The sequence below is a fragment of the Advenella incenata genome (assembly GCF_004217095.1).
Lineage (GTDB): Bacteria > Pseudomonadota > Gammaproteobacteria > Burkholderiales > Burkholderiaceae_B > Advenella > Advenella incenata.
In genome coordinates this window covers 2,185,884-2,208,891 of sequence record NZ_SHKO01000001.1, presented here as the reverse complement: position 1 = coordinate 2,208,891, position 23,008 = coordinate 2,185,884, and the positions used below count along the sequence as shown (strand labels likewise).

Sequence of the window (23,008 nt, the reverse complement as noted above, 5' to 3'; positions counted from 1 at the left end):
GACGCAGCAGGCTAAACGTTCTGCATTCTGCCTGTTTCCGATTATGCTCTGATTCCGTCCTGGCATTGTCGGTCAATCTGTTTAAGTATAAATGTAGTAGCAGCGGCGATTATGCCGCTGCTACTACATGACCGGACACGCAAACTTGTGGTTGCGTACTTGATTAGCCGACAATCGCAATTGCAGCCGCTACACCTGCCTGGCACGCCTTTTGATGCGCAATGCCGCCATCGTTCCTTATCGCGCTAATCAATAGCAACTTCCAATAGCAACTTCGCCCCGATTCATACTGCAAGCTTGCATGGGCGAGCACGGCAACGCGTGATACCCGGCAACAATTCACACATTTTGGTAAACTGGCAGTTACCTGTAATCAAAATTGACCTGGGAAAGCTATGATCACATTACACCATCTGGAAGCCTCACGTTCGTTCCGCATCATCTGGCTGCTGGAAGAACTTGAGCTGAGTTACCAGATTGAGCGTCACGAGCGTCATCCGGAAACCATGCGAGCGCAAAGCTCCTTAAAAGCCGTGCACCCCCTGGGGAAAGCGCCCGTGCTGTGCGACAACGGCTTCACCTTGATCGAATCCGGCGCCATTATCGAGTATCTGCTTAACCGCTATGACACTCGTGGATTGCGTCCGCCCATCAGCTCCGAAGACTACCTGCGTTATTCGCAATGGATGCATTTCGCCGAAGGCTCGCTAATGCCGCCGGCCTTGCTCACGCTGGTGCTCAATAAAATGGCCAATGCCCGGGTGCCTTTTTTTGCACGCTCCATTGTGAAAAAGACAGTCAACAGCACACTCGAGGGCTTTGTCATGCCCGACTTGAACACCAAGCTCGATTTCCTGGACACCGAACTTGGCAATACTGGCTGGTTCTGTGGCAGCCACTTTAGCGCCGCCGACATCCAGATGGGATTTGCGCTACAGGTACTGCATGGTCGTGGCCTGGTTGGTGACAATCTGCTGAACATCAAGGCTTTTCTGGAAGCCATTCGCTTGCGGCCTGCCTATCAGCGCGCCAAAGAAAAGGCGGGCCTGCTAACGCTCTCCCTGCCAGGCAAAAATGAATCCCAGGAGCCCAAGGTAGAACCGTCAGTTGATGCAACATCGGCATCCACCACCGACGCAGCCCGATAAAAGTGGCCTGCTGCAGCAGTGGTTCTGTCAAAATGATCCGATCGAAGCGGCCCTGATACGAAATAGGTGTCGCCCCACCGCAGTGGCCAATCGGAGCGGATGAATGACAACAGAAACGGGCCGAAGACTCTTCTAAACTCGGCCCGCTCCGGGACCCATCCGGATAAGCTACCCAGCACAGATTATCGTGCGCGTGCAGTACAATAAAGAGCCGGGTTCATCCGAGGCGCAAGCTAAGGGTTCAAATTCGCGATACAACGCATGGTCAATAAGCACGCGTCAATAACCATGCAGAATCAGTGCCCCAGGTAGGCTTTGCGCACTTCATCATTGACCAGCAGATTGGCGCCCGTGTCGGCCAGTACAACACTGCCTGTTTCAAGTACGTATCCTCGGTCGGCCACCTTCAACGCCTTGTGCGCGTTCTGCTCCACCAGAAAGACCGTCACGCCCTGCTCGCGAATGGTCTGAATAATTTCAAAAATTTGCGCAATAATAAGCGGTGCAAGGCCAAGCGTGGGTTCGTCCAGCAACAGCAGGCGCGGTTTGCTCATCAGTGCACGGCCAATGGCCAGCATCTGTTGCTCACCGCCTGACATGGTGCCTGACCGTTGCGAGGCGCGCTCTTTCAAGCGGGGAAACAATCCGAATACATGATCAATACCCTGCTCTATCTGATCGCGCGGCAGGAAAAAACCGCCCATTTTCAGATTATCCAGAACCGTCAGATCAGGAAAGACGCGCCGTCCTTCCGGTGACACTGCGATACCCCGGCGCATGATCAACGATGTAGGTTCAGCAGTAATATCCTGGTCCAGAAACCGGATCGTGCCGGCCGAGGCCCTGGGATTGCCACAGACAGTCATCAGCAAAGTCGTCTTGCCGGCCCCATTGGCGCCGATCAACGTAACGATTTCCCCTTCATTGACTTCAATAGACACCGAATTGAGCGCCTGGATGGCGCCGTAGTGTGTACTTACATTGTCCAGTTTCAGCATCTTATTCTTCTCCCAGGTACGCTTTGATCACCCGTGGATCAGCGCGAACGATTTCGGGCGCTCCGGTCACGATCGGCTTGCCATGTTCCATGACCAGGATCCTGTCGGATATACCCATAATCAGGCTCATATCATGCTCAATCAGCAAGACAGACAGGTCAAATTCGTGCCGCAGGCGATTGATCAGGCCGGACAGGTCCTTTTTCTCTTGCGGATTGAGCCCTGCCGCAGGCTCATCAAGCAACAGCAATGTCGGCTTGGTGATCATGCAGCGGGCGATTTCCAGCCGGCGCTGATGGCCATATGCCAGGGTACCGGCTTCGCGATTCGCATACTCGCGAATGCCCATGAAATCAAGCCAGAACAGTGCTGCCTCTAGCGTCTTGCGCTCAGCCCGGCGGTAAGACGGCAAATTAAGCAGACCAGCAAGAAAATTGGACTCGTGCTGTGTATGCTGAGCCACCAGAAGATTTTCCAGGGCCGTCAGGGTCTTGAACAGGCGCACGTTTTGAAATGTGCGCACCACTCCGCGCTGGGCGACCTTGTGACTGGGTAAACCGGTAAGCGCCTTGCCGTGCAGATCGATCCTGCCCTCTGTAGGCTTGTAAAAACCACTAATGCAGTTAAACACGGTGGTCTTGCCTGCGCCGTTAGGGCCGATAATGGCAAAGACCTCATTCTTATGCACTTGCAGGCTGACCGAATCGACAGCCAGCAGACCGCCAAAACGCATTTTAAGGGATTCGACACGCAGGACTACATCACTCATTTTCCAATCTCCACGTGAGGACGCTTGACCGGCAACAGGCCCTGCGGGCGCCAGATCATCATCAGCACCATGACCAGACCGAATATCAGCATCCGGTATTCGGCAAACTGACGCGCCAGTTCTGGCAGAACGGTCAAGGCGATGGCGGCAAGAATCACGCCGATCTGTGACCCCATGCCCCCCAATACGACAATGGACAGAATCAGCGCTGACTCAATAAACGTAAACGACTCGGGATTGACCAGGCCTTGGCGCGCCGCGAAGAACGCGCCGCCAAAACCGGCAAACATGGCGCCCAGGGTAAAGGCCGATAATTTGATTTTCGTGGGATTCATCCCCAGGGAGCGGCAGGCGATCTCGTCTTCACGCAGCGCTTCCCAGGCGCGACCAACGGGCATGCGGATCAGCCTGGCGGATATAATAAATGTAATTACCGCGAGCACCAGCGCCATCAGATAAAGATAGATCACCACGTCTACGGTTTCAAATTTCCATCCCATCAAGTCGTGAAAAGTCTGCTCGCCTTCAGGCGCACGACGGACCATCTCGTAGCCGAAGACCGACGGCTTGGGAATACCCGAAATGCCGTCGGGACCGCCGGTGAGACTGGTCAGATTGGTCAGCAACAGGCGGATAATTTCACCAAAGCCTAGGGTAACGATGGCCAGATAGTCGCCACGCAGGCGCAGAACCGGAAACCCCAGGACAAAGCCAAAGAGCGCGGCAAACAAGCCGGACAGGGGCAGCGCCTCCCAGAAACCCCAGCCTGCCCAGTGGTATAGCAATGCGTAGGTATAGGCGCCAACCGCATAGAACCCGACAAAGCCCAGATCCAGTAGCCCGGCGAAACCGACTACGATATTTAGTCCCAGACCCAGCATGACATAAATTAATACCAACGTGGCAATATCTATCTGGCCGCGGTCGCCGAAAAAAGGCCAGACAACGGCGATGACCAGCATCAGGGTAAACAGGCCGAACATGGTCTTCTGCCCAAGGACGGCATGCCGGTCCGAACGCAGTTTTTTGGCTGGTGATAACTTGTTGCCTTTGAATACCAGCGGCTTGAGCAGTTGCACGACAAACACGATTGCCATGCCTATCAAAACGATGCTCCAGTCCGGAACAATCGCCATGCTCACCCCCTGGCGAACCAGGCCCAGCCCGAAAATGGGCGTCAGAAGAATGCCGGCCACCAGCGTAGCAATAATGGCGTTTTTCAGATTCTGCGTCATACTTTTTCTACCTCCGGTTTACCCAGCAACCCAGTCGGTCTGAACAACAGGATCAGCACCAGCAAGCCAAAAGCCACAATATCCTTATATTCCGAACCAATGTAGGCGGCGGCCATCGTTTCGGCTACGCCCAGCAACAGGCCACCCAGAATGGCGCCTGGAACACTGCCGATGCCGCCGAGCACGGCGGCGGTAAATGCCTTGATACCGGCAATGAAACCAATGAACGGATTCAACTTGCCGATGGTCAACGCAATCAATACGCCACCGACTGCGGCAAGCACCGCACCCAGAATGAATGTAAACGAAATGACACGATTGGTGTCGATGCCCAGCAGGCTAGCCATACGCATATCCTGGGAGCAGGCACGGGATGCGCGGCCCATGCGGGAGTGGCGAATGAAAAGCGTCAGCGCGACCATCAGCACAAATACCACGCCCATGATCATTAGCCTGGAATAGGTCAGCGTAATGGCAAAATCACCCCCCAGGCTGAACTGGAACGATCCTGCCAGCAGATTGGGCACGGCCATATCGCGCGAGCCCTGGCCGATCGCAACCCAGTTCTGCAGGAAAATGGACATACCGATAGCGGAAATCAAAGCGACCAGTCGCGGGCTGCCGCGTAGCGGTCTATAGGCAATCTTTTCGACCGCATAGCCATAAAAGCCGGTAACGACAGCCGAGATCAGCAGCATGGCGATAATCACCAACGGTATCGGAATGCCATGATTGATACCGAGCGCCGATAGCGTCACCAGCCCCACATAGGCGCCAATCATATAGATTTCGCCATGGGCAAAGTTGATCATGCCGATAATGCCGTACACCATGGTGTAACCGATGGCGATCAGGGCATAGATCGCACCCAGCGACATGCCGTTGATCAGCTGTTGAATGAATTGAGGTAGAAATTCCTGCATAATGCGCTCCCCGTGCCGTCCTCACTCCGCCTGAAAACCGGTCTGGAATGGAATGGCGATTCCGTTGCTCTTATTGGATTACGTCGTTGCTGATAGAACAAGTATGACGGTTGGCCATCAGCCTCACCTGACTCCTTGATGCTGCATTTGTTTCTGCTTTATGCCTGGGCACTGCTTGGACGGCCAAGATTCCACATCAGGATGCGGAACGGCGCCAGCAGCATCGCATTAATGACCAGTTTAACGCCCACGTCACCGGTAGCCAGCGTCACCCATGGTACATCGGTGCCGGCAAAGGCCACGCCGAAAAACAGGAAGGTGTCGATGATAGCAGCCAGCCAGCCTGCGATGAAAGGCGCTTTCCACCAGGATTTGTAGCGGAGTTTGTCAAACACCAGGATATCAAGCAGCTGTGCCGTAAGAAATGCCGCCCCGGAGGCGATCGCGATGCGCGAGTCCGCCACAACATAGGATGCCAGCACTGCAAAGATAAAACCGATGCACACCACGCGTCGGGCCCGTGAGGGTCCGAAGCGCCGGTTCAGCAGGTCGGTCACCAGAAAGCAGATGGGATACGTGATGGCACCCCAGGTCAGCCAGGCGTTGATATGAAATTGCGGCTGCACCAGAATATTGGACGACACGATGATCAGACCCATGATGGCAACAGCCAACAGTGTCTGGTTTATCGTCATTTTTTCAAATCTTGTAGCATTCATGCTATTTCTTTCCTGAATCTTGAGGGGGCTGGCCGGCTGCAGCCGACTCCTGTGCCATCTGGGCTGCCCGATCATTGGCCGCCTGCATGGCAGCCTGCACCAACCCTGCAAAATCGCCTTGTGCAAATCGATTCAGCGCCGCCGCCGTCGTGCCGCCGGGCGACGTGACGTTTTCCCGCAATCGTGCCGGTGAATCCTCTGAATCGGCAGCAAGCAGGCTCGCCCCCTTCAGTGTGGCCAGTGCAAGTTGCTGCGCCTGCGCCTGGCTCAGCCCCAGGTTGATGCCGCCAGCGATCAGCGCTTCAATAAACAGGAAAACATAGGCAGGACCGCTGCCAGAGAGCGCCGTGACTGCGTCCAGTTGTGCTTCATTGTCTACCCAAACCACTTGCCCAACGGAACTGAGCACTTCCTGGGCCAGTTCGCGATCCGAAGAGGGTACGGCAGGCAGGGCGTAAAGCCCGGTGATGCCCTGGCGGATCAGCGCCGGGGTATTGGGCATACAGCGAATAAGCCGGGTGCCGCGCGCTGGCTCTGCCTGGTCAAGCCAGCCGGAAAGCGATGCCGTTGTAAGACCTGCAGCTATACTGATTACCAGCGTGTCGTCCTGCAAAAACCGGTTCGACGCATCAATGGCCTGCTGCATCACTTGCGGCTTGACGGCGTAAATCCAGACTTTATATTGACTGAGTGCTTCGGAGGCCGCAGCCGCGGTGGCCACGCCCTTGTCTTCCCACGCCGAACGCGTTGCCTGGCTGGGATCCACAACAAGGATGTCCTGTGGCCGGCACAAATTGCCAAGCAGGCCGCCCAACATGGCGCCTGCCATGTTTCCGCCGCCGATAAAAGCGATAGTAAGTGAATTTTTCATGGTCAGGGATTGTACTCTGCTAATGCCAGACCGCACATCAGAAAATACGCTGAGTCAGACAAAAAGACAAGCAAACGGGTGATTTTACTGGACTTTCGAGACAAACGCTCGCACCCGCCACGGGTTAGGGATAGTCACTATTCTGTCACAAACAAGTCATACTATAATGCCGTTTATCACGTTCCCGTTTTGCATCGGGACATCCCTACCCCCGGAGAATCCAACCATGCGCTATACGATCCGTACTTTGTCCCTGGCCAGCGCCATGTCCTTTGCCAGCTTCAGCGCCCTTGCTGCTACCGACGTTACTTTCTGGCACTCAATGGAGGGCCCGCTGGGCGAACGGGTGAGCGACATTGTAAAAGACTTCAACGCTTCCCAGAAGGACTATGTCGTCAAGGCAACGTATAAAGGCAATTACGGAGAGTCCATGAACGCGGGGATCGCCGCATACCGTGCCGGACAGTCACCGGATATCATCCAGGTGTTTGAAGTGGGCACGGCTACCATGATGTATTCCAAAGGCGCCATCGAACCCGTACAGGAAATGGCACAGAAAGCCGGTAATCCCCTGGACCCGAAAGCCTTCGTGCCCGGTATTGCCGGCTACTATTCCGATACCAGCGGCAAACTGGTTTCCATGCCCTTTAACAGTTCGACACCCGTGATGTTCTATAACAAAGACCTGTTTGCAAAAGCCGGCCTGGACCCTGAACAGGGACCCAAAACCTATGCAGATATCGAAGCCTTCGCGAAAAAACTGAAGGCAGCCGGGGTCGAATGCGGTTACACCACCTCATGGCCGGCCTGGGTGCTGATCGAAAACTTCGCCGCCTTGCATAACGTTCCCTACGCATCCAAAGACAATGGTTTTGGCGGCCTGGATGCCCGGGTAGAATTGCAATCGGACGCATTCCTGAAGCACTTTGAATTTCTGAGCAAAATGTCCAAGGAAGGCACCTTCACCTACGGCGGTCGCGGCGACGCTGCCAACGCCCTCTTTATCTCCGGAAAATGCGGTATGTTTACTGGATCCAGTGGCACACGTGCCAACATCCTGAAGAACGGCAAATTCAAATTCGGCGTTGCCAAACTGCCCTATTACAATGACGTCAAGGGCGCTCCGCAAAACAGCGTAATCGGCGGCGCTTCGCTGTGGGTATTCTCCAAAAAATCCCCGGAAGTATACAAAGGCGTGACCTCGTTCTTCCATTACCTGACCAAACCGGATGTCGCTGCCAAATGGCACCAGGATACCGGATATGTACCTGTGGTCAAAGCCGCCTACGAAGCCACCAAAGCTTCCGGTTACTATGACAAAAACCCGGGCACCGATGTCCCGTTCCAGCAACTGAATGTGGAAACAACAGCACAATCGCGTGGTGTACGTCTGGGCTTTCTGCCACAGATCCGTGACATCGAGGAAGGCGTCATGGAATCCATGTTCGGCGGCAAGGTGTCCATCAAGGACGGCGCTGCCGACATGGAAAAACGGGCGAATGAATTGCTGGTTCGTTTTGAAAACGGCAACAAATAAGGTATTCTGAATGTTCAGGCAGCGAGGGCACAGCATCATTGCCCTCGCTGTTTTATTTTTATTGCAGTCATTATTTTTCACATTGAAACGCTGCCGGTTTTGCCGGCGCAATGGCAAATGTTCTATTGTCTTCAGTCTGAACAGACCTGCTATACCGACCGTTAACGTCACTGCTGTTTGTCTATCGCCATATACCCGGGTTGCGTCGTTTTTCCCGGATATTGCATCGGAATTCTCTCATGGAAAAACGCGTTGTTTTCAACCATAAACTGCTGCCCTATCTGCTGCTGGCGCCGCAGTTGATCATTACAGTCATCTTTTTCTTCCTGCCTGCCGGCCAGGCAATCTGGCAATCGTTTTTTATCGAATCGGCCTTCGGCGGTGACCAACAGTTTGTTGGTCTGGACAATTACACCAGCCTGTTTAGCAACAGCACATATTATTCCTCGTTCTGGGTCACACTGCTGTTTTCCGGGTTGGTCGCCGTGATCGGACTGACTGTCTCACTATTGCTGGCGGTCATGGCCAATCGCGTAGTGCGCGCAGCCGGCGCCTACAAAACCCTGCTGATCTGGCCCTATGCCGTGGCACCGGCCGTCGTGGGGGTGCTGTGGGCATTTCTGTTTTCGCCCGCCGTGGGCACGCTGGCTGTATATATGGCCAATCTTGGCATCAGTTGGAACCCACGCCTAAATTCGACAGACGCCATGACGTTGGTTGTCATCGCCGCAGTGTGGAAACAGATCTCCTACAACTTTCTGTTTTTCCTTGCCGGCCTGCAGTCCATTCCCACCTCGTTGCTGGAAGCAGCAGCCATCGATGGCGCCAGCCCGTTCCGGCGCTTTCGTACCATCGTGTTCCCGTTGCTGTCGCCCACCACATTCTTCCTGCTGGTCATCAATATCGTCTATGCCTTTTTCGAAACATTCGCGATTATCGATACGACGACCCAGGGTGGCCCCGGCACATCCACCAACATACTGGTCTACAACGTGTACAAGACGGCATTTCAGTCATTTGATTACGGCTCGTCCGGCGCGCAGTCGGTCATTTTGATGATGATTGTGATTGGGCTCACAGTCATCCAGTTCCGCTATGTTGACCGTAAAGTCCAGTACTAAGGAAATACCGCAATGATTGAACGACGCCCCATACTGGACTTGCTGGCCCACCTGATCCTGATTATTGGACTGGTCGTGGTGGCCTTCCCACTCTATATTGCCATCGTGGCCTCTACCCAGACTGCCCAGGAAGTGGCCAATGCCCCCATGTCCCTCTGGCCGGGCAGCCATTTCATAGAGAACTATACCAATGCCCTGCTTGGCGGCTCCAGTTCTGCGCCAAGCAGTGTCGCCCATATGCTATGGGTCAGCTTCGTTACCGCCATGACAATCGCCATAGGAAAAATCACCATTTCCATGCTCTCGGCGTTTGCCGTTGTGTATTTCCGCTTCCCGTTTCGCATGCTGTGTTTCTGGATGATTTTCATCACACTGATGCTGCCGGTGGAAGTGCGTATATCTCCTACTTTTGAAGTGGTTGCCGGTCTTGGCCTGACCAATACCTATGCCGGCCTGACCTTGCCGCTGATTGCCTCGGCCACGGCTACCTTTTTGTTCCGGCAGTTTTTTCTGACCGTGCCCGATGAACTGATCGAGGCCGCGCGAATTGACGGCGCCGGTCCCTTGCGTTTTTTTCGCGATATTTTATTGCCCTTGTCAAAAACCAGCATTGCCGCCCTGTTCGTGATTCAGTTCACTTACGGCTGGAACCAGTACCTGTGGCCCCTGGTCATGAAAACGACAGACGATATGACCCCCATTGTGGTCGGCATTCGCACCATGATCGGCGGCGGCGACAGCGTGACCGACTGGAATATTGTGATGGCAACCGCGCTGCTTGCCATGATTCCGCCCGGGCTGGTCGTGGTGCTGATGCAGAAGTGGTTTGTCAGGGGTCTCGTGGATACCGAGAAATAAAGGATTATCAAAATGGCAACACTACAATTTAACGACATCAGAAAAACCTATCCCGGCAATGTTGCCGTGATCCACGGCGTAAGCCTGGACGTACAGGACGGTGAATTCATTGTCATCGTCGGGCCCTCCGGCTGCGGCAAGTCTACGCTGATGCGCATGGTCGCCGGCCTGGAATCGGTGACAGAAGGCCAGATCCTGATCGACGGCAGCATCGTTAATGGACTGGAGCCGGCAGAGCGCGATATTGCCATGGTCTTTCAGAACTATGCCCTCTACCCTCATATGTCAGTCTATGAAAACATGGCTTATGGCCTGAAAATTCGCAAACTAACCAAAGAACAGATTGATGAACGGGTGCAGCAGGCCGCTGGCATACTGGAGCTGGGCAGCCTGCTTGATCGGCGGCCCAAGCAGTTATCCGGCGGCCAGCGCCAGCGGGTGGCCATGGGGCGCGCCATCGTGCGGGAGCCCAAGGTGTTTCTGTTCGATGAGCCGCTGTCCAACCTGGATGCCAAACTGCGGGTACAGATGCGCCTGGAAATTCAGAAACTGCATCGCCGCCTGCGCACCACCAGCCTGTATGTCACCCATGACCAGGTCGAAGCCATGACGCTGGCCGACCGCATGATCGTCATGAACAAAGGCGTTGCCGAACAGATCGGCACCCCGATTGAAGTATTCGAGAAACCGGCCACGACGTTTGTCGCCGCCTTCATTGGCTCACCGCCGATGAACCTGATCCCGGTGTCAGTGACCGCCAGCGGTGACATTATGACCAAGGACGGTCAAAAAATGGCCATCCCCGCGACACAGGTGCCGGAACGCGCCCGTGGCAAAGAGATTATCCTGGGCTTTCGTCCAGAACACGTCGAGCTGGACCAAGCCGGCATCCCGATGACGATTGAAATGATCGAAATTCTGGGATCCGAAAAACTCATCCACGGACGGGTTGGCGATACCCTGGTCGTTATCCGTTGCGATGTCCATGAAACGGCCTCTGCCAATTATAAGATCGGCGACACGATCAATGCCGGCGCGGATGCTCGACATCATCTGCACTGGTTCGATCCGGAGACAACACGTCGTATTGACTGACCAGCAACAGCATCCTTGCGTGTTTTTGCACCGCATATCAACGCCTGACACTGGCTGAATCTGTTCCGCTATAAGGTTGCGTTTTACCGTCTGTGCCAGCCTGGCCGAAACGACCTGAAAAAAAAAGACCGGACCCAATTTATGGATCCAGTCTTTTTATACCCTGGCAGGCCAATCCAGTTCACCATACGTGGCGCATTATGAGCGCCACTGTGGCCAAACCTTTTACTTCACAGCCGTTTTGCTGCCGTCCTTATGCCAGGTGTAGATGTCAAACTTGAACTCGTTCAGATCGCCCTGCTTGTTCCATGACAGATCGCCAATCACAGACTTCACAGTATTGCCATGCAGCCACTCGGCCACTTTTTCAGGATCGGTACTTTTGGTGGCCTTGATTCCTTCGAAGATTGCCTGTGTCGCAGCGTAGGAGGTCAGTTGGAAAGCGCCGGACGCATTACGTTTTTTAGCCTTGAATGCTTCGACCACGGCCTTGTTTTCCGGCAGTGCAGAGTAATCAGCAGGCAGCGTCAGCAGCATGCCTTCTACCGCCTCACCGGCAATCGCATTGATTTCAGGATTACCGGCGCCTTCAGGACCCATGAATTTAACTTTCAGGCCCTGCTCTGCTGCCTGGCGCATAAGCAGGCCCATTTCAGGATGGTAGCCACCGTAGTAAACAAAATCTACACCGGCCGATTTCATTTTGGTGATGACGGATGAGTAATCGGTCTCACCGGCGTTAATGCCTTCGAACAGCGCAACAGCAACGTCGGCCTTCTTCAGATTGTCCTGTACCGATGAGGCAATGCCTTGCCCATAAGACTGCTTGTCATGCAGGATAGCAACCTTGCTGGGCTTGACGCTGTCGATGATATATTTTGCCGCTGCAGGACCTTGCTGGTCGTCACGTCCGATGGTGCGAAAAACGAAATCGAAATTCTTGCCATCGGTCACGTTGGGCGCCGTTGCTGAAGGTGTAATCATGACTACGCCTTCCTGGTTATAGATCGAGGCGCCGCCGACCGTCGCGCCCGAGCATACCGGGCCGACTACAAAACCGATTTCCTTGTTGACGACGTTGTTGGCAGCAATGGGTCCCTGTTTGGGTTCGCAGGCATCATCCACCTCTACCATTTCGAACTGTTTCCCATCGTATCCGCCTGCGGCGTTGATCGATTCGATGGCTGTGCGGATACCTTCGCGTACCATATCGCCATACTGCGTTACCGGGCCGGTCACCGGTCCGACTGCCGCGATTTTAATGGTATCTGCAGCCAGTGCCTGGGTCGACAGCATCAGGCCGGCAGAAATGGCCATGGACAGTGCAGATGCTTTCAGATAGTTCATTTGTAAATACTCCGGTAATGTAAGAATACGTAATAACGTTTAACGCTGCTATTCTCGCACTTTTTTTTGCAATGATTCAATTTTGTCCGAAGTTTCAAGGTAAACCCTGATCCGGCTTTGCACGACAGATGTACTACAGGCTACGGACCTTGCCGTTGAGCATTCTGACCCCGGTCAGATCGCATCGATAGATGCAATCAGCAAGGGCATCAATTGCCTGCAGTCGGGGAAAACTGCGACGCCAGATCAACACCACTTCCCTGTTGGGCACCGGCTCCTTTAACGGCACATAATGCACCAGATCGTCAGCAGACGGCGGCTTCTCGGGCAGGGCCGTCATTGGCAACAGCGTGATGCCCAGGCCGGCTGCCACCATGTGGCGGATGGTTTCCAGTGACGAGCCCTCAAAGGAGCGCTGAATGCCATCTGCGGCTGCCGAGAAGCGCGACATTTCCGGGCAGACTTCCAATACCTGATCGCGAAAGCAATGACCGGCGCCCAGCAACAGCATGGTTTCCTGCTTCAGCATTTCGGTGTCGATCTGTGGCAGGCCAGCCCAGCGATGATTGCGTGGAACCGCAGCAATAAAATTTTCTTCATACAGCGGGCGAACCTCCAGCCCGGCTTCGGGTAGCGGCAATGCCACGATGGCGCAGTCGATCTCGCCCTGGCGCAGCAACTCCAGCAGGCGAACCGTAAAACTTTCCTGAAGGATCAGCGGCATCTGTGGGGTGATGCGCAATTGCAGCGGAATCAACTTGGGTAGCAGATATGGCCCGATAGTATGAATCACGCCGACGCGCAACGCGCCAGTGAGCGGATCGTTGCCCTGCCTGGCGATTTCCTTCAGGTTGGCACTTTCTTCAAGAATCTTCTGGGCCTGTGTGACGATCCGCAGCCCGGTGGGCGTGACGCCAACCTCATTGCCGCCACGTTCGAAAATAACCACGCCCAGTTCATCTTCAAGCTTCTTGATGGCAACAGACAAGGTTGGCTGGCTGACAAAGCACGCCTCTGCGGCACGACCGAAATGTCGTTCCCGGGCTACTGCGATGATGTATTTGAGTTCGGTGAGCGTCACGCAAGGCTCCGCATAAAGTAAGGGTCAAGTTGGCCGCTATCGGCAGCCGTGGACGGGATAGTCCTGTTCAAACGCACATTCTAAGCCGCGCATGCGAAGCCAGAACGGATACATCCGGGTCAAGCACTTCATATTCTGAGCAAATCTGCCCGTTGTCGCGCCCAGCGTTGCAAATGCGCCGCTGCCGCCTCGGGATGCGTTGACTGCAACCACTGCGCCGTGTCACGCGCCTGCTCGGCAATTGGCGCATCCAGGTCGATATCGGCAAAGCGCAGCAGCGCCATGCCCGATTGCCGCAAGCCAAGAAACTCACCCGGACCGCGCTGTTCCAGATCGCGCCGGGCGATTTCAAAGCCATCCTGCGTTTCATACATGGCTTTGAGTCTGGCCGTTGCCACAGACGACAGGGGTGCCTGGTATAGCAGCACACACACCGATTCATTTTCTCCGCGGCCCACCCTCCCCCGCAGCTGATGCAATTGCGCCAGCCCGAACCGCTCGGCATGTTCAATAATCATCAGTGATGCATTGGGCACGTCTACACCAACCTCAATAACGGTTGTGGCCACCAGCAAATCCAGCGCATGCCCATGAAACGCAGACATGATCGCTGTTTTTTCCTGTGTCGGCAAGCGTCCATGAAGCAGGCCGATGCGCAATTGAGGTAGTTCCTGCTGCAGCCGGTTGAACGTGTCAGTCGCCGTCTGCAACTGCAATGCCTCACTTTCTTCGACCAGAGGACAGACCCAGTATACCTGCCTGCCCTGGCGAATCACCTCATGGACATGCGCCAGCAATTCGTCACGTCGGGAGTCGGCAAACAATTTGGTGACCACCGGCGTGCGACCCGGCGGCAACGTATCGATCACCGAGACATCCAGGTCGGCAAAAAAAGTCATGGCCAGTGTACGCGGAATCGGTGTGGCGCTCATACTCAGTTGATGAGGCGCGACCGCCTCCTGTTCGCCTTTGCGGGCCAGGCTCAGGCGCTGTCCGACACCGAAACGATGCTGCTCATCCACAACCATCAGCCCCAGTTTGGAGAACGTCACATGCTGCTGAATCAGCGCCTGGGTGCCGACGACCAGTTGCGTGGTGCCGTCGGCCACCAGCGCCGCAGCCTGCTGCTTTTTTTTCGGCGTCAGACTGCCGGCCAACCAGCCGGTGCTGATGCCCAGCGGCTCAAACCAGGCGGACATTTTTCTGAAATGCTGTTCAGCCAGGATTTCGGTGGGTGCCATAATGGCAACCTGAAACCCCTGATCGATCGCGTGTGCTGCCGCAATGGCGGCCACCACGGTTTTACCGCTACCCACATCTCCCTGCAGCAATCTTTGCATGGGAAAGGTGCGTTGCATATCGGCCAGAATCTCCTTGCAGACGCGTTCCTGCGCTGCGGTCAAGGCAAAGCCCACCCGGGCAAGCAGGCGCTGTACCAGCCCGGAACGCTTGCGCTGCATGGCATAGGCCTTCTTGCTCTGTCGCGTGGCACGCGCCAGCGACATCGCCAATTGCTGAGCCAGCAGCTCATCAAATTTGATCCGCTCCCATGCTGGATGTGTTTTTTCAATCAGCGCCAGCGTATCTGCCTGCTTGGGTGGGTTGTGCAGCAGTTGAATGGACTCGGCAAAGGAAGCAAGCTGATATTTGCGCTGAACTGCCTCGGGCAGCGTATCGTCCAGCCGCACCCGGGACAACGCCGCATTGACCGCCTTGCGAATTTGCGGCTGGTTCAGACCTTCTGTCGCCGGGTACACTGGCGTTAAGCGATCCGAGAGCGACGCGCCGGCGCGGCTGACTTTGGGGTGCACCATTTCAAACCCCCAGAACGATCCGCCACGCACTTCGCCACGCACGCGAATAAGCCTTCCTTCTTCAACCGCTTTGATCTGGCTTGGATAAAAATGCAGCCAGCGCAGCGACAATTGGCCGGATCCATCATCAATCGTGGCGGTCAACTGTCTGCGGCCACGGATAAGAACCTGGGCTTTGCGCACGATCCCTTCGACCTGCGCCATTTGGCCTGGATACAGGGAGTCAATGCGATGCAGCGCCGTCTCGTCTTCGTAACGCAGCGGCAAATGCAAAACAAAATCAAAATCCTGGACCAGTCCGAGGCTTGCAAATTTCTTGCTAATGGCCGTAGGACTATCGGTTCTCGCGGAAGCAGCAGGCATGGCAACCAGATGGTCAGACGACGATGATAGCCTCTACCTCGAACAGAGCGCCTTTGGGCAAGGCGGCCACTTGAACGGTCGAGCGGGCGGGAAACGGCTCGGGGATCAATTCCGACATTACCGTGTTTGCGATGCCAAAGTCGGCCAGGTCGGTCAGAAACAAGGTAAGTTTCACAATACTGTGCAATGAGCCGCCGGCTGCATGAATGACTGCGCTCATATTGTTGAATGCCTGCCGAACCTGTTCTTCGACCTGTTCAGAAACCAGGTCACCGGTGGCCGGATCCAGGCCGATTTGGCCGGAAAGATAGACGGTGCTGCCCGCGGGTGCAACGACTGCCTGGGAATATGGGCCGATGGCGTTGGGGGCTTTGTCTGTCTGAATGACTTGTTTGGTCATGAGATTCTCCAATGAACGAGGCGTTTACTATAGGCAATAACAATAGTATATACACTTTCGGCCAAAAAAAAATCGTGTGCTGGCAGGCGCAGACCACCCAATTTCACGTTGCAGAACCCCACAGCGGGCGATGCATGTCTGCACCCTTGTGCCTGTATCAAGACTAACGTAACAAGCAAAACCTGACGGCCAGGTCAACACGCGTCGCATTTTTTGCTTTTTTGGCAAAATTTTAGAAAAAAAATTGATTTATTTCGTAGCTGAAATTTTGCTGAAGTAATATAGTGAAAATCATTCTTATTGTCAGCAACATTCGATTTGCCAATATCCGACGATATCTGACGATATCCGATTAACCGCAACGAATGGTCCGGTTGGATTTATTCTCACATTAATTAAAGGCAGTCATGAAATCTCTTTCTATCCTTACTCAGGCGCTCACATGCGCAGGTGTTCTTTGTGGCGCTCAGGCCTATGCTGCGGGTGAAGTCAACATCTACACGACGCGCGAACCCAAGCTGATTCAACCCATTCTGGACAATTTCACCAAGGAAACCGGCATCAAGACCAATACGGTTTTCATGAAAGACGGCCTGGCCGAGCGTGTAAAGAGCGAAGGTGAGCGTTCACCTGCCGACCTGCTCATGATGGTCGATTATGGCAACCTGATTGATCTGGTGACTGCCGGCATCACCCAACCGGTGCAATCGGACGCGCTGACCCAGGCTATTCCGGCCAGTTTGCGTGATCCGGGCGACCAGTGGTTTGCACTGTCGACACGGGCCCGGGTGCTGTATGCCGCAAAAGACCTGAACCTGGACAAGTTTACTTATGAAGAACTGGCCGATCCCAAGTGGAAAGGCAAGGTATGTATCCGCTCGGGCCAGCATCCATACAATACCAGCCTGTTTGCTGCGATCATTGCCCATGACGGCGCCGAAAAAGCGCAGGCCTGGCTCAAAGGCGTCAAGGCCAACCTGGGCCGCAAGGCAGCCGGCGGCGACCGTGACGTTGCCAAAGACATTCTTGGCGGGATATGCGATATCGGTATTGCCAATTCTTACTACGTCGGCCAGATGCGCAATGCAAAACCCGATTCGGACCAATATAAATGGGGCAATGCAATCAAAGTTATTTTGCCAACCTTTGCTGGTAGCAAAGACGGTGGCACCCATGTCAACGTGAGCGGCGCAGCCATCGCCAAACACTCAGCCAACAAGGACAATGCAGTCAAACTGCTGGAATACCTGGCTTCGGAAAAAGCGCAGGGTCTGTATGCCAGTGCCAATTACGAATACCCGGTACGCCAGGGCGTACAACTGGATCCGACGGTAGCCAGCTTCGGCACATTGAAAGCCGATACCCTGCCGTTAGCGGACATTGCCAAGCACCGCAAGCAAGCCAGCGAACTGGTTGACCAGGTCGGGTTCGATCAATAACTATCGCTTATTGCGCTCCGAGAACGGAAAGCCTGGCAGTCGTGTCAGGCGTCAACCACAGTCGATCAACCGTTCTCCTTTTTGTATTTTGCTGTCTGGCGGGCATCAAGCCCGCCGCATGCGTTTGGTAAACTCGGTATGGTCTCCCCCTCTTCTGCCGCCTTGTCCGCTACCCGTCGCTGGCCTCCGAGCCAGTGGATAGCTGCCGCTCTGGCATTGTGCGTACTTGCGCCGGTACTGGTGTTGACTGCGCTGGCGCTGTCCGGCGATACTGGTCACTGGCTGAACCTGTTGCACAATGTGCTCCCGGTTTCATTGTCGAACACCGTGCTCTTGTTGTTGGGTGTGGGTATCCTGAGCGCACTGATCGGCGGTGGCAGCGCCTGGCTGACTACCGCCTATCTGTTTCCTACCCGCCGGCTAGTCACCTGGGGCTTGCTGTTGCCCCTGGCCGTGCCCACGTACATCATGGCGTTTGCTTATCTGGATGTGCTGCATCCACTGGGACCGATACAAAGCCTGATCCGTGACCTGCTGGGCTACGACTCGCCACGCCAATTCCGGCTACCCGACTTGCGCTCCATGGCTGGGGCCATCATTTTGCTGGGGCTGGTGCTGTATCCGTATGTCTATTTAAGTGTCCGGGTCATGTTCATGACGCAGGCCGCCAGCCTGCTGGAAGCGGCCAGGACACTGGGATGTTCGCGTCGCGAAGCCTTCTGGCGCGTGGTGGTGCCACTGGCTCGTCCGGCCATGGCGGTGGGCTTGAGCCTGGTGCTGCTGGAAACCCTGAACGATGTGGGAGCCTCGGAATTTCTCGGCATCCAGACCATGACCATCTCCATTTATACCACGTGGATCACCCGCTCCAATCTGCAGGGTGCAGCGCAAATTGCGATTGTCATGCTGGCCGTGGTCACGCTGCTGATTTACATGGAGCGCTATGCGCGGCGCCGCCAACGCTACGCCATCACTCAGCGCATGCACCCGATACAACCGGTGCAACTGCGCGGCATTGCTGCTCTTGTGGCCATGCTGTTGGGTTGGTTCCCCATCATTACCGGCTTTATTATCCCCTTCTGGTTTCTGGTGAACGAATCAATCAAGCGCCTTTCGTCGCTGCAAGCGGTATCAATGGAGCTGCTCAGGGCCACATATAACACAGTATCCGTATCGCTGGCAGCCACTGTCGTCACCATCTGCTGCGGGTTGATTATTGCCTGGTCTGCACGTCATGCACGCAGCGGCACCGCACGCCTGCTTGCCCGTTGTAGTAGCCTGGGGTATGCCATTCCCGGCACCGTCCTGGCAACGGGCTTGTTGATTCCGTATTCGTGGTTTGACCGGCTCATTTCAGGCGCCATGACCGCGCTGGCAGGCATCCCGCCGCAGCTCTATATCATGGGCTCGGCAGGCGGCATCGTCTGCGCCTATACCCTGCGCTTTATGGCCATTTCGGTTGGCAGTATTGAATCGGGCCTGGCGCGAATTCCCCCTTCGCTGGAACAGGCCTCGCGCAGTCTGGGACACACTGCCTTTCGCAGCTTCCTGCGGGTTCACTTTCCGCTGCTGCGTCCGGCGCTGGGCGCAGCGGCGCTGCTGATTTTTGTGGATGCCATGAAAGAATTGTCGGCCACCCTGTTGCTGCGCCCGCTCAATTTTGAAACGCTGTCGACCTGGCTTTATGCCGAGGCTGCACGTGGCACCTATGACGAGGGGGCAATTGCCGCCCTGATTATTGTATTTGCCGGGCTGATCCCGGTAATCTTGCTGGCCCGCACCCAATTGAAGGCAAATTACTGATGCACGCAACACCCATTTTGCAAATCAACGATATCCGGCTGGGCTACAAACAGGACCGCCGGATGAAGGTAGTGGTCGACGGCTACACCATGCAGGTGCCTGCGGGTGAGATCGTTTGCCTGCTAGGCCCGTCCGGCTGCGGCAAAACCACGGTCCTGCGCGCCATTGCCGGATTCGAGCCGGTGTACGCAGGACAGATTCTGCTGGACGGTCAGGTCATTGCCGAACCTGACCGCATGGTCGAACCGGAACATCGCCGCATTGGCATGATGTTCCAGGATTATGCCCTGTTTCCGCATCTGACGATTGAACAAAATGTCGCGTTCGGCCTGCGAAAGCAAACCCAACAAGCACGCAGACAGCGTGTGGATGAATTGCTGGAACTGGTACGCCTGGCTGATCTGCGTGACCGCTACCCGCACGAACTGTCCGGTGGCCAGCAACAGCGCATTGCACTGGTGCGCTCACTGGCGCCCTCACCCAAACTGCTGTTGCTGGACGAAGCCTTTTCCAATCTGGATACGGAAATTCGCCGGCAACTGGTTGTAGAAGTGCGCAGCATTTTGAAGCACAGTGGCATCAGCGCCATTCTGGTGACACACAATCTGGAAGAAGCCGAAGCCATTGCCGATCATATCGGCACAATGAAAGATGGCAAGCTGCAGGCCTGGCGTCGCATGGACAAGACGCCAACTCAATAGCAAAGCTGCAGTAGACCGGCAGTTGAAGCGGCCGCACTACTGCCACACCGATGATCAGAGGTTCTCTATTCCCAGTTCCTTGAGCTTGCGCGTCACCGTGTTGCGACCAATGCCCAGCCGGGCCGCCGCGTCAATACGTCGCCCCCGGCAATTCTCCAGCGTTGTGGTCAGCACAATCCGCTCGAACTCCTGCGTCAGATGCGTCATGATGTCTTTCTCATTGCTTTGCAGGCGTTGCTGAACCTCAAGCCCCAGTTTGTCCAGCCAGTTCTGCTGACTGTTGTCGGCCCCCGGTTGCGGCATATGGGGCACATGACCTGTGGCTGCTGCAGTCGGCGCAGAAAACCAATGCGCCGCCGTATCAGAGGCGCCACCGACTGCGCCAGCCGTCGGTGCCACGCCATCAGAGGCCCGCTCCGTTCCAGGAGAAAAACTCAGGCTTGCCATAAGCTCAGGCGGCAGGTCGTTCCTATCGATCCGCTGCGCCGGCGACATGACAGTAAGCCAATGACAAAAGTTCTCGAGTTGGCGTACATTGCCCGGAAAATCGAACTGCTGGAGAATGTCCAGCGCCTCAGGGCTCAATTGCTTGGGCGCCACGCCCAGACTGCTGGCTGCAACCTTCAGAAAATGCCCTGCCAGTTGACCGATATCCTCCCGGCGCTCACGCAATGGCGGCACCCGCAAGCGGATGACATTCAGGCGATGGAACAGATCTTCACGAAAGGTACCCTGCTCGACCCGCACCTCTAGCGGCTGATGGGTCGCCGCAATAATGCGTACGTCCACACTCACTGGTTGTGAACCACCGATTCTGTAGAAATTGCCTTCGGCCAGCACTCGTAGAAGACGAGTTTGCAACTCCAGCGGCATGTCGCCGATTTCATCAAGGAACAGCGTTCCACCATTGGCCTCTTCAAAGCGACCACGGCGCTGTGCGCTGGCGCCGGTAAACGAACCGCGCTCATGCCCGAACAGTTCCGCTTCAAGCAGGTCACGGGGAATGGCCGCCGCATTCAGCGCCACAAAAGGTTTCCCCGCCCGTGTGCCATGCTTGTGCACTGCGCGGGCAATCAATTCCTTGCCGGTACCGGATTCACCCGTAATCAGCACGGTAACCTTGGACGGCGCCAGGCGGCCAATGGCGCGAAAAATTTCCTGCATCTGCCTGGATGACGATTGGGTCATCATCTTGTCGTAATCGGCGGCCAGCGCCGGCGCCAGGACAGATTGTTCGGCTGCATGTCCCGCGTTTTCACGGCCATGTTCGTAGGCCCGCTCAATCAGCGCCACCGCTTCATTCACATCAAACGGCTTGACCAGATAGTCAAACGCGCCTTCATGAAAAGCCGTCACCGTACTATCCAGATCGGTATAGGCTGTCATCACAATAACCGGCAAATCTGCCGCCCGCTGTTTGATCGCCTTGAGCAGATCAATCCCCGACATATCCGGCATGCGAATATCCGTAACCAGTACATCGGGTCGTTCCGTTTGCAACGCATCGAGCACGTCTCTGGCCCGCTCAAAACAGGTCGGTGCCATCCCGGCGCGCTGCAGCGCCTTGTCCAACACCCAGCGAATGGCCTGATCGTCGTCGACAATCCAGATTGTTTTCATACTTGCTCCAACGGTAACAACATTCTGAACTCGGTATGACCCGGTTCTGAATCAAATTCGATAATTCCGCCGTGCTGATGCACCAGCTCCTGGGCCAGGCTCAGGCCCAACCCGGTGCCCTCTGCGCGGCCGGTGACCAGAGGGTGGAAAACCCGGTCTTTCAATTGTTTTGGCACGCCTGCGCCGTTATCCACGACAGAGACCACGACCACCAGGCGGTGCACTTTATTGAGCAGATAAAATTTATTCAGTATGCGAGTACGCAGCGTCAGCAGCGGCCCAACATGCTCCAGGCTATCGTCGGTGCGTTCAATATACCCATTGCCTTCAGATGCCTCGTGCCCCTTGTCGGACGGCGATCGCGCTGCAGTGTCGCCAAGCAGCGACTGCGCGGCGTTGCGCGCCAGATTGAGGTAAGCCTGCACCAGTTTGGCCATATCGGCCTTCATATCCGGCACCGACGCATCGTAATCTTTCACAATGGTGATGCGATCCTGATACTCTGCCTTAATCAGTGCATGCACCCGTTCGCACACCTCATGGATATTGATCACAGACAGGGACAACTGGGACTGGCTCGGGCGGATCAGGCGATCCACCAGACCCTGCAAACGATCGGCTTCATCAATAATGACCTGAGTATATTCCTTGAGCGCCGGATCCTGCAGCTCCATCTCCAGCAACTGAGCTGCACCACGCAAGCCACCCAGCGGGTTTTTGACTTCGTGCGCCAGGTTGCGAAAAGTATCTTTGTAGATCTCGATTTCGTGAAACAGCCGCTCATTGCGCTCGGCCAGTGCATGCTGTTCGAACTCTCGTATTTCAATCAATATGCGCCACGGCATGGCCTCCAGTCGGGTCAACGTCACATTGGCAGGCACGTTTTCCAGGGCCTTGCGCAAGGTCAACGTCAGTCGCACGCTTGAGAGCTTTCTGCCCGATACGTAATCGAGCGCCTTGTTGAAGGCTTCGGCATCGGTAAACAGATCAACAGCAGCCGATCTTTCCAGAGATTTGAGCGATCGCTCGAGCAGGTCCTGCGCGGCACTATTAATATGCAGAAGACGTCCATCGTCATCTACCAGTAAAACGGATGTGGCAAGAAGATCGTAAGCGTCTGTGAGTTTCGTTGCCATTGGGAGTCCTGAAGTATCCGCGCTGCACAC

General features: G+C 55.4%; 20 protein-coding genes. 8 read left to right on the top strand and 12 right to left on the bottom strand.

Going from position 1 to position 23,008, the window contains the following annotated elements; all coding sequences use genetic code 11:
- The first annotated feature begins 395 nt into the window (after positions 1 to 395).
- On the top strand, positions 396 to 1,148 hold the full coding sequence (locus tag EV681_RS09980) for a glutathione S-transferase family protein (protein ID WP_130303840.1): 753 nt from the start codon (positions 396 to 398) through the stop codon (positions 1,146 to 1,148).
- A gap of 296 nt (positions 1,149 to 1,444) precedes the next feature.
- Here EV681_RS09980 and EV681_RS09975 read toward each other — a convergent pair whose 3' ends face one another.
- From EV681_RS09975 to proC, 6 genes are all read right to left on the bottom strand, one after another.
- Positions 1,445 to 2,146 carry an ABC transporter ATP-binding protein gene (locus EV681_RS09975; RefSeq protein ID WP_128394247.1) on the bottom strand — a complete coding sequence of 234 codons (702 nt, stop codon included), beginning with the start codon at positions 2,144 to 2,146 and terminating at the stop codon, positions 1,445 to 1,447.
- A 1-nt stretch (position 2,147) separates the two neighbouring features.
- Entirely contained in the window at positions 2,148 to 2,915 is a 768-nt protein-coding gene (livG, locus tag EV681_RS09970; protein WP_128394248.1) for a high-affinity branched-chain amino acid ABC transporter ATP-binding protein LivG, read from the bottom strand.
- On the bottom strand, positions 2,912 to 4,150 hold the full coding sequence (gene livM / locus EV681_RS09965; protein ID WP_128394249.1) for a high-affinity branched-chain amino acid ABC transporter permease LivM: 1,239 nt from the start codon (positions 4,148 to 4,150) through the stop codon (positions 2,912 to 2,914). The genes livG and livM overlap by 4 nt, the downstream gene beginning before the upstream one ends.
- Positions 4,147 to 5,073, bottom strand: coding sequence for a high-affinity branched-chain amino acid ABC transporter permease LivH (gene livH, locus EV681_RS09960; RefSeq protein ID WP_128394250.1), 927 nt, complete (start codon positions 5,071 to 5,073; stop codon positions 4,147 to 4,149). The genes livM and livH overlap by 4 nt, the downstream gene beginning before the upstream one ends.
- A gap of 158 nt (positions 5,074 to 5,231) precedes the next feature.
- Positions 5,232 to 5,792: a queuosine precursor transporter gene (locus tag EV681_RS09955; protein WP_242612186.1), complete on the bottom strand. Its 561-nt coding sequence runs from the start codon at positions 5,790 to 5,792 to the stop codon at positions 5,232 to 5,234.
- A 1-nt stretch (position 5,793) separates the two neighbouring features.
- Positions 5,794 to 6,663 carry a pyrroline-5-carboxylate reductase gene (gene proC, locus EV681_RS09950; protein WP_128394251.1) on the bottom strand — a complete coding sequence of 290 codons (870 nt, stop codon included), beginning with the start codon at positions 6,661 to 6,663 and terminating at the stop codon, positions 5,794 to 5,796.
- Positions 6,664 to 6,889: 226 nt separating this feature from the next.
- On the opposite strand from proC, the gene ugpB reads away from it, so the two are divergent.
- The 4 genes from ugpB to EV681_RS09930 all read left to right on the top strand — a co-directional run bounded on the left by ugpB (position 6,890) and on the right by EV681_RS09930 (position 11,274).
- Positions 6,890 to 8,200, top strand: a complete 1,311-nt coding sequence (gene ugpB, locus EV681_RS09945) for a sn-glycerol-3-phosphate ABC transporter substrate-binding protein UgpB (protein WP_130303839.1) — start codon at positions 6,890 to 6,892, stop codon at positions 8,198 to 8,200.
- 239 nt (positions 8,201 to 8,439) lie between these two features.
- Positions 8,440 to 9,321 (top strand): sn-glycerol-3-phosphate ABC transporter permease UgpA, encoded by an 882-nt coding sequence (gene ugpA, locus EV681_RS09940; RefSeq protein WP_128394253.1) that lies wholly within the window; start codon positions 8,440 to 8,442, stop codon positions 9,319 to 9,321.
- A gap of 12 nt (positions 9,322 to 9,333) precedes the next feature.
- A complete protein-coding gene (gene ugpE / locus EV681_RS09935; RefSeq protein ID WP_128394254.1) occupies positions 9,334 to 10,179 on the top strand; it encodes a sn-glycerol-3-phosphate ABC transporter permease UgpE in 846 nt (281 codons plus the stop codon).
- Between the two features lie 12 nt (positions 10,180 to 10,191).
- The gene (locus EV681_RS09930) at positions 10,192 to 11,274 is read left to right on the top strand and encodes a sn-glycerol-3-phosphate import ATP-binding protein UgpC (protein ID WP_128394255.1); all 1,083 of its coding nucleotides are present in this window, start codon (positions 10,192 to 10,194) and stop codon (positions 11,272 to 11,274) included.
- A 225-nt stretch (positions 11,275 to 11,499) separates the two neighbouring features.
- Here EV681_RS09930 and EV681_RS09925 read toward each other — a convergent pair whose 3' ends face one another.
- The 4 genes from EV681_RS09925 to EV681_RS09910 all read right to left on the bottom strand — a co-directional run bounded on the left by EV681_RS09925 (position 11,500) and on the right by EV681_RS09910 (position 16,279).
- Complete coding sequence (locus EV681_RS09925) at positions 11,500 to 12,621, bottom strand: high-affinity branched-chain amino acid ABC transporter substrate-binding protein (RefSeq protein WP_128394256.1); 1,122 nt, start codon at positions 12,619 to 12,621, stop codon at positions 11,500 to 11,502.
- Positions 12,622 to 12,754: 133 nt separating this feature from the next.
- The gene (locus tag EV681_RS09920; RefSeq protein ID WP_128394257.1) at positions 12,755 to 13,702 is read right to left on the bottom strand and encodes a LysR substrate-binding domain-containing protein; all 948 of its coding nucleotides are present in this window, start codon (positions 13,700 to 13,702) and stop codon (positions 12,755 to 12,757) included.
- A gap of 128 nt (positions 13,703 to 13,830) precedes the next feature.
- Complete coding sequence (gene recG / locus EV681_RS09915; RefSeq protein ID WP_130303838.1) at positions 13,831 to 15,879, bottom strand: ATP-dependent DNA helicase RecG; 2,049 nt, start codon at positions 15,877 to 15,879, stop codon at positions 13,831 to 13,833.
- Between the two features lie 13 nt (positions 15,880 to 15,892).
- Entirely contained in the window at positions 15,893 to 16,279 is a 387-nt protein-coding gene (locus EV681_RS09910) for a Rid family detoxifying hydrolase (protein WP_128394259.1), read from the bottom strand.
- 407 nt (positions 16,280 to 16,686) lie between these two features.
- Between EV681_RS09910 and EV681_RS09905 the strand changes: the two genes are divergently transcribed.
- The 3 genes from EV681_RS09905 (at position 16,687) to EV681_RS09895 (ending at position 20,222) form a co-directional block, all read left to right on the top strand.
- Entirely contained in the window at positions 16,687 to 17,718 is a 1,032-nt protein-coding gene (locus tag EV681_RS09905; RefSeq protein ID WP_130303837.1) for a Fe(3+) ABC transporter substrate-binding protein, read from the top strand.
- Between the two features lie 138 nt (positions 17,719 to 17,856).
- Positions 17,857 to 19,521 (top strand): ABC transporter permease, encoded by a 1,665-nt coding sequence (locus tag EV681_RS09900; protein ID WP_130303836.1) that lies wholly within the window; start codon positions 17,857 to 17,859, stop codon positions 19,519 to 19,521.
- A complete protein-coding gene (locus EV681_RS09895; RefSeq protein ID WP_130303835.1) occupies positions 19,521 to 20,222 on the top strand; it encodes an ABC transporter ATP-binding protein in 702 nt (233 codons plus the stop codon). Before EV681_RS09900 ends, EV681_RS09895 begins: the two co-directional genes overlap by 1 nt.
- A 54-nt stretch (positions 20,223 to 20,276) precedes the next feature.
- Here the strand turns inward: EV681_RS09895 and ntrC are convergent, their stop codons facing one another.
- Positions 20,277 to 21,842 carry a nitrogen regulation protein NR(I) gene (gene ntrC / locus EV681_RS09890; RefSeq protein ID WP_130303834.1) on the bottom strand — a complete coding sequence of 522 codons (1,566 nt, stop codon included), beginning with the start codon at positions 21,840 to 21,842 and terminating at the stop codon, positions 20,277 to 20,279.
- Positions 21,839 to 22,978, bottom strand: a complete 1,140-nt coding sequence (locus EV681_RS09885) for a two-component system sensor histidine kinase NtrB (RefSeq protein WP_130303833.1) — start codon at positions 22,976 to 22,978, stop codon at positions 21,839 to 21,841. The genes ntrC and EV681_RS09885 overlap by 4 nt, the downstream gene beginning before the upstream one ends.
- Between the last annotated feature and the right edge of the window lie 30 nt (positions 22,979 to 23,008).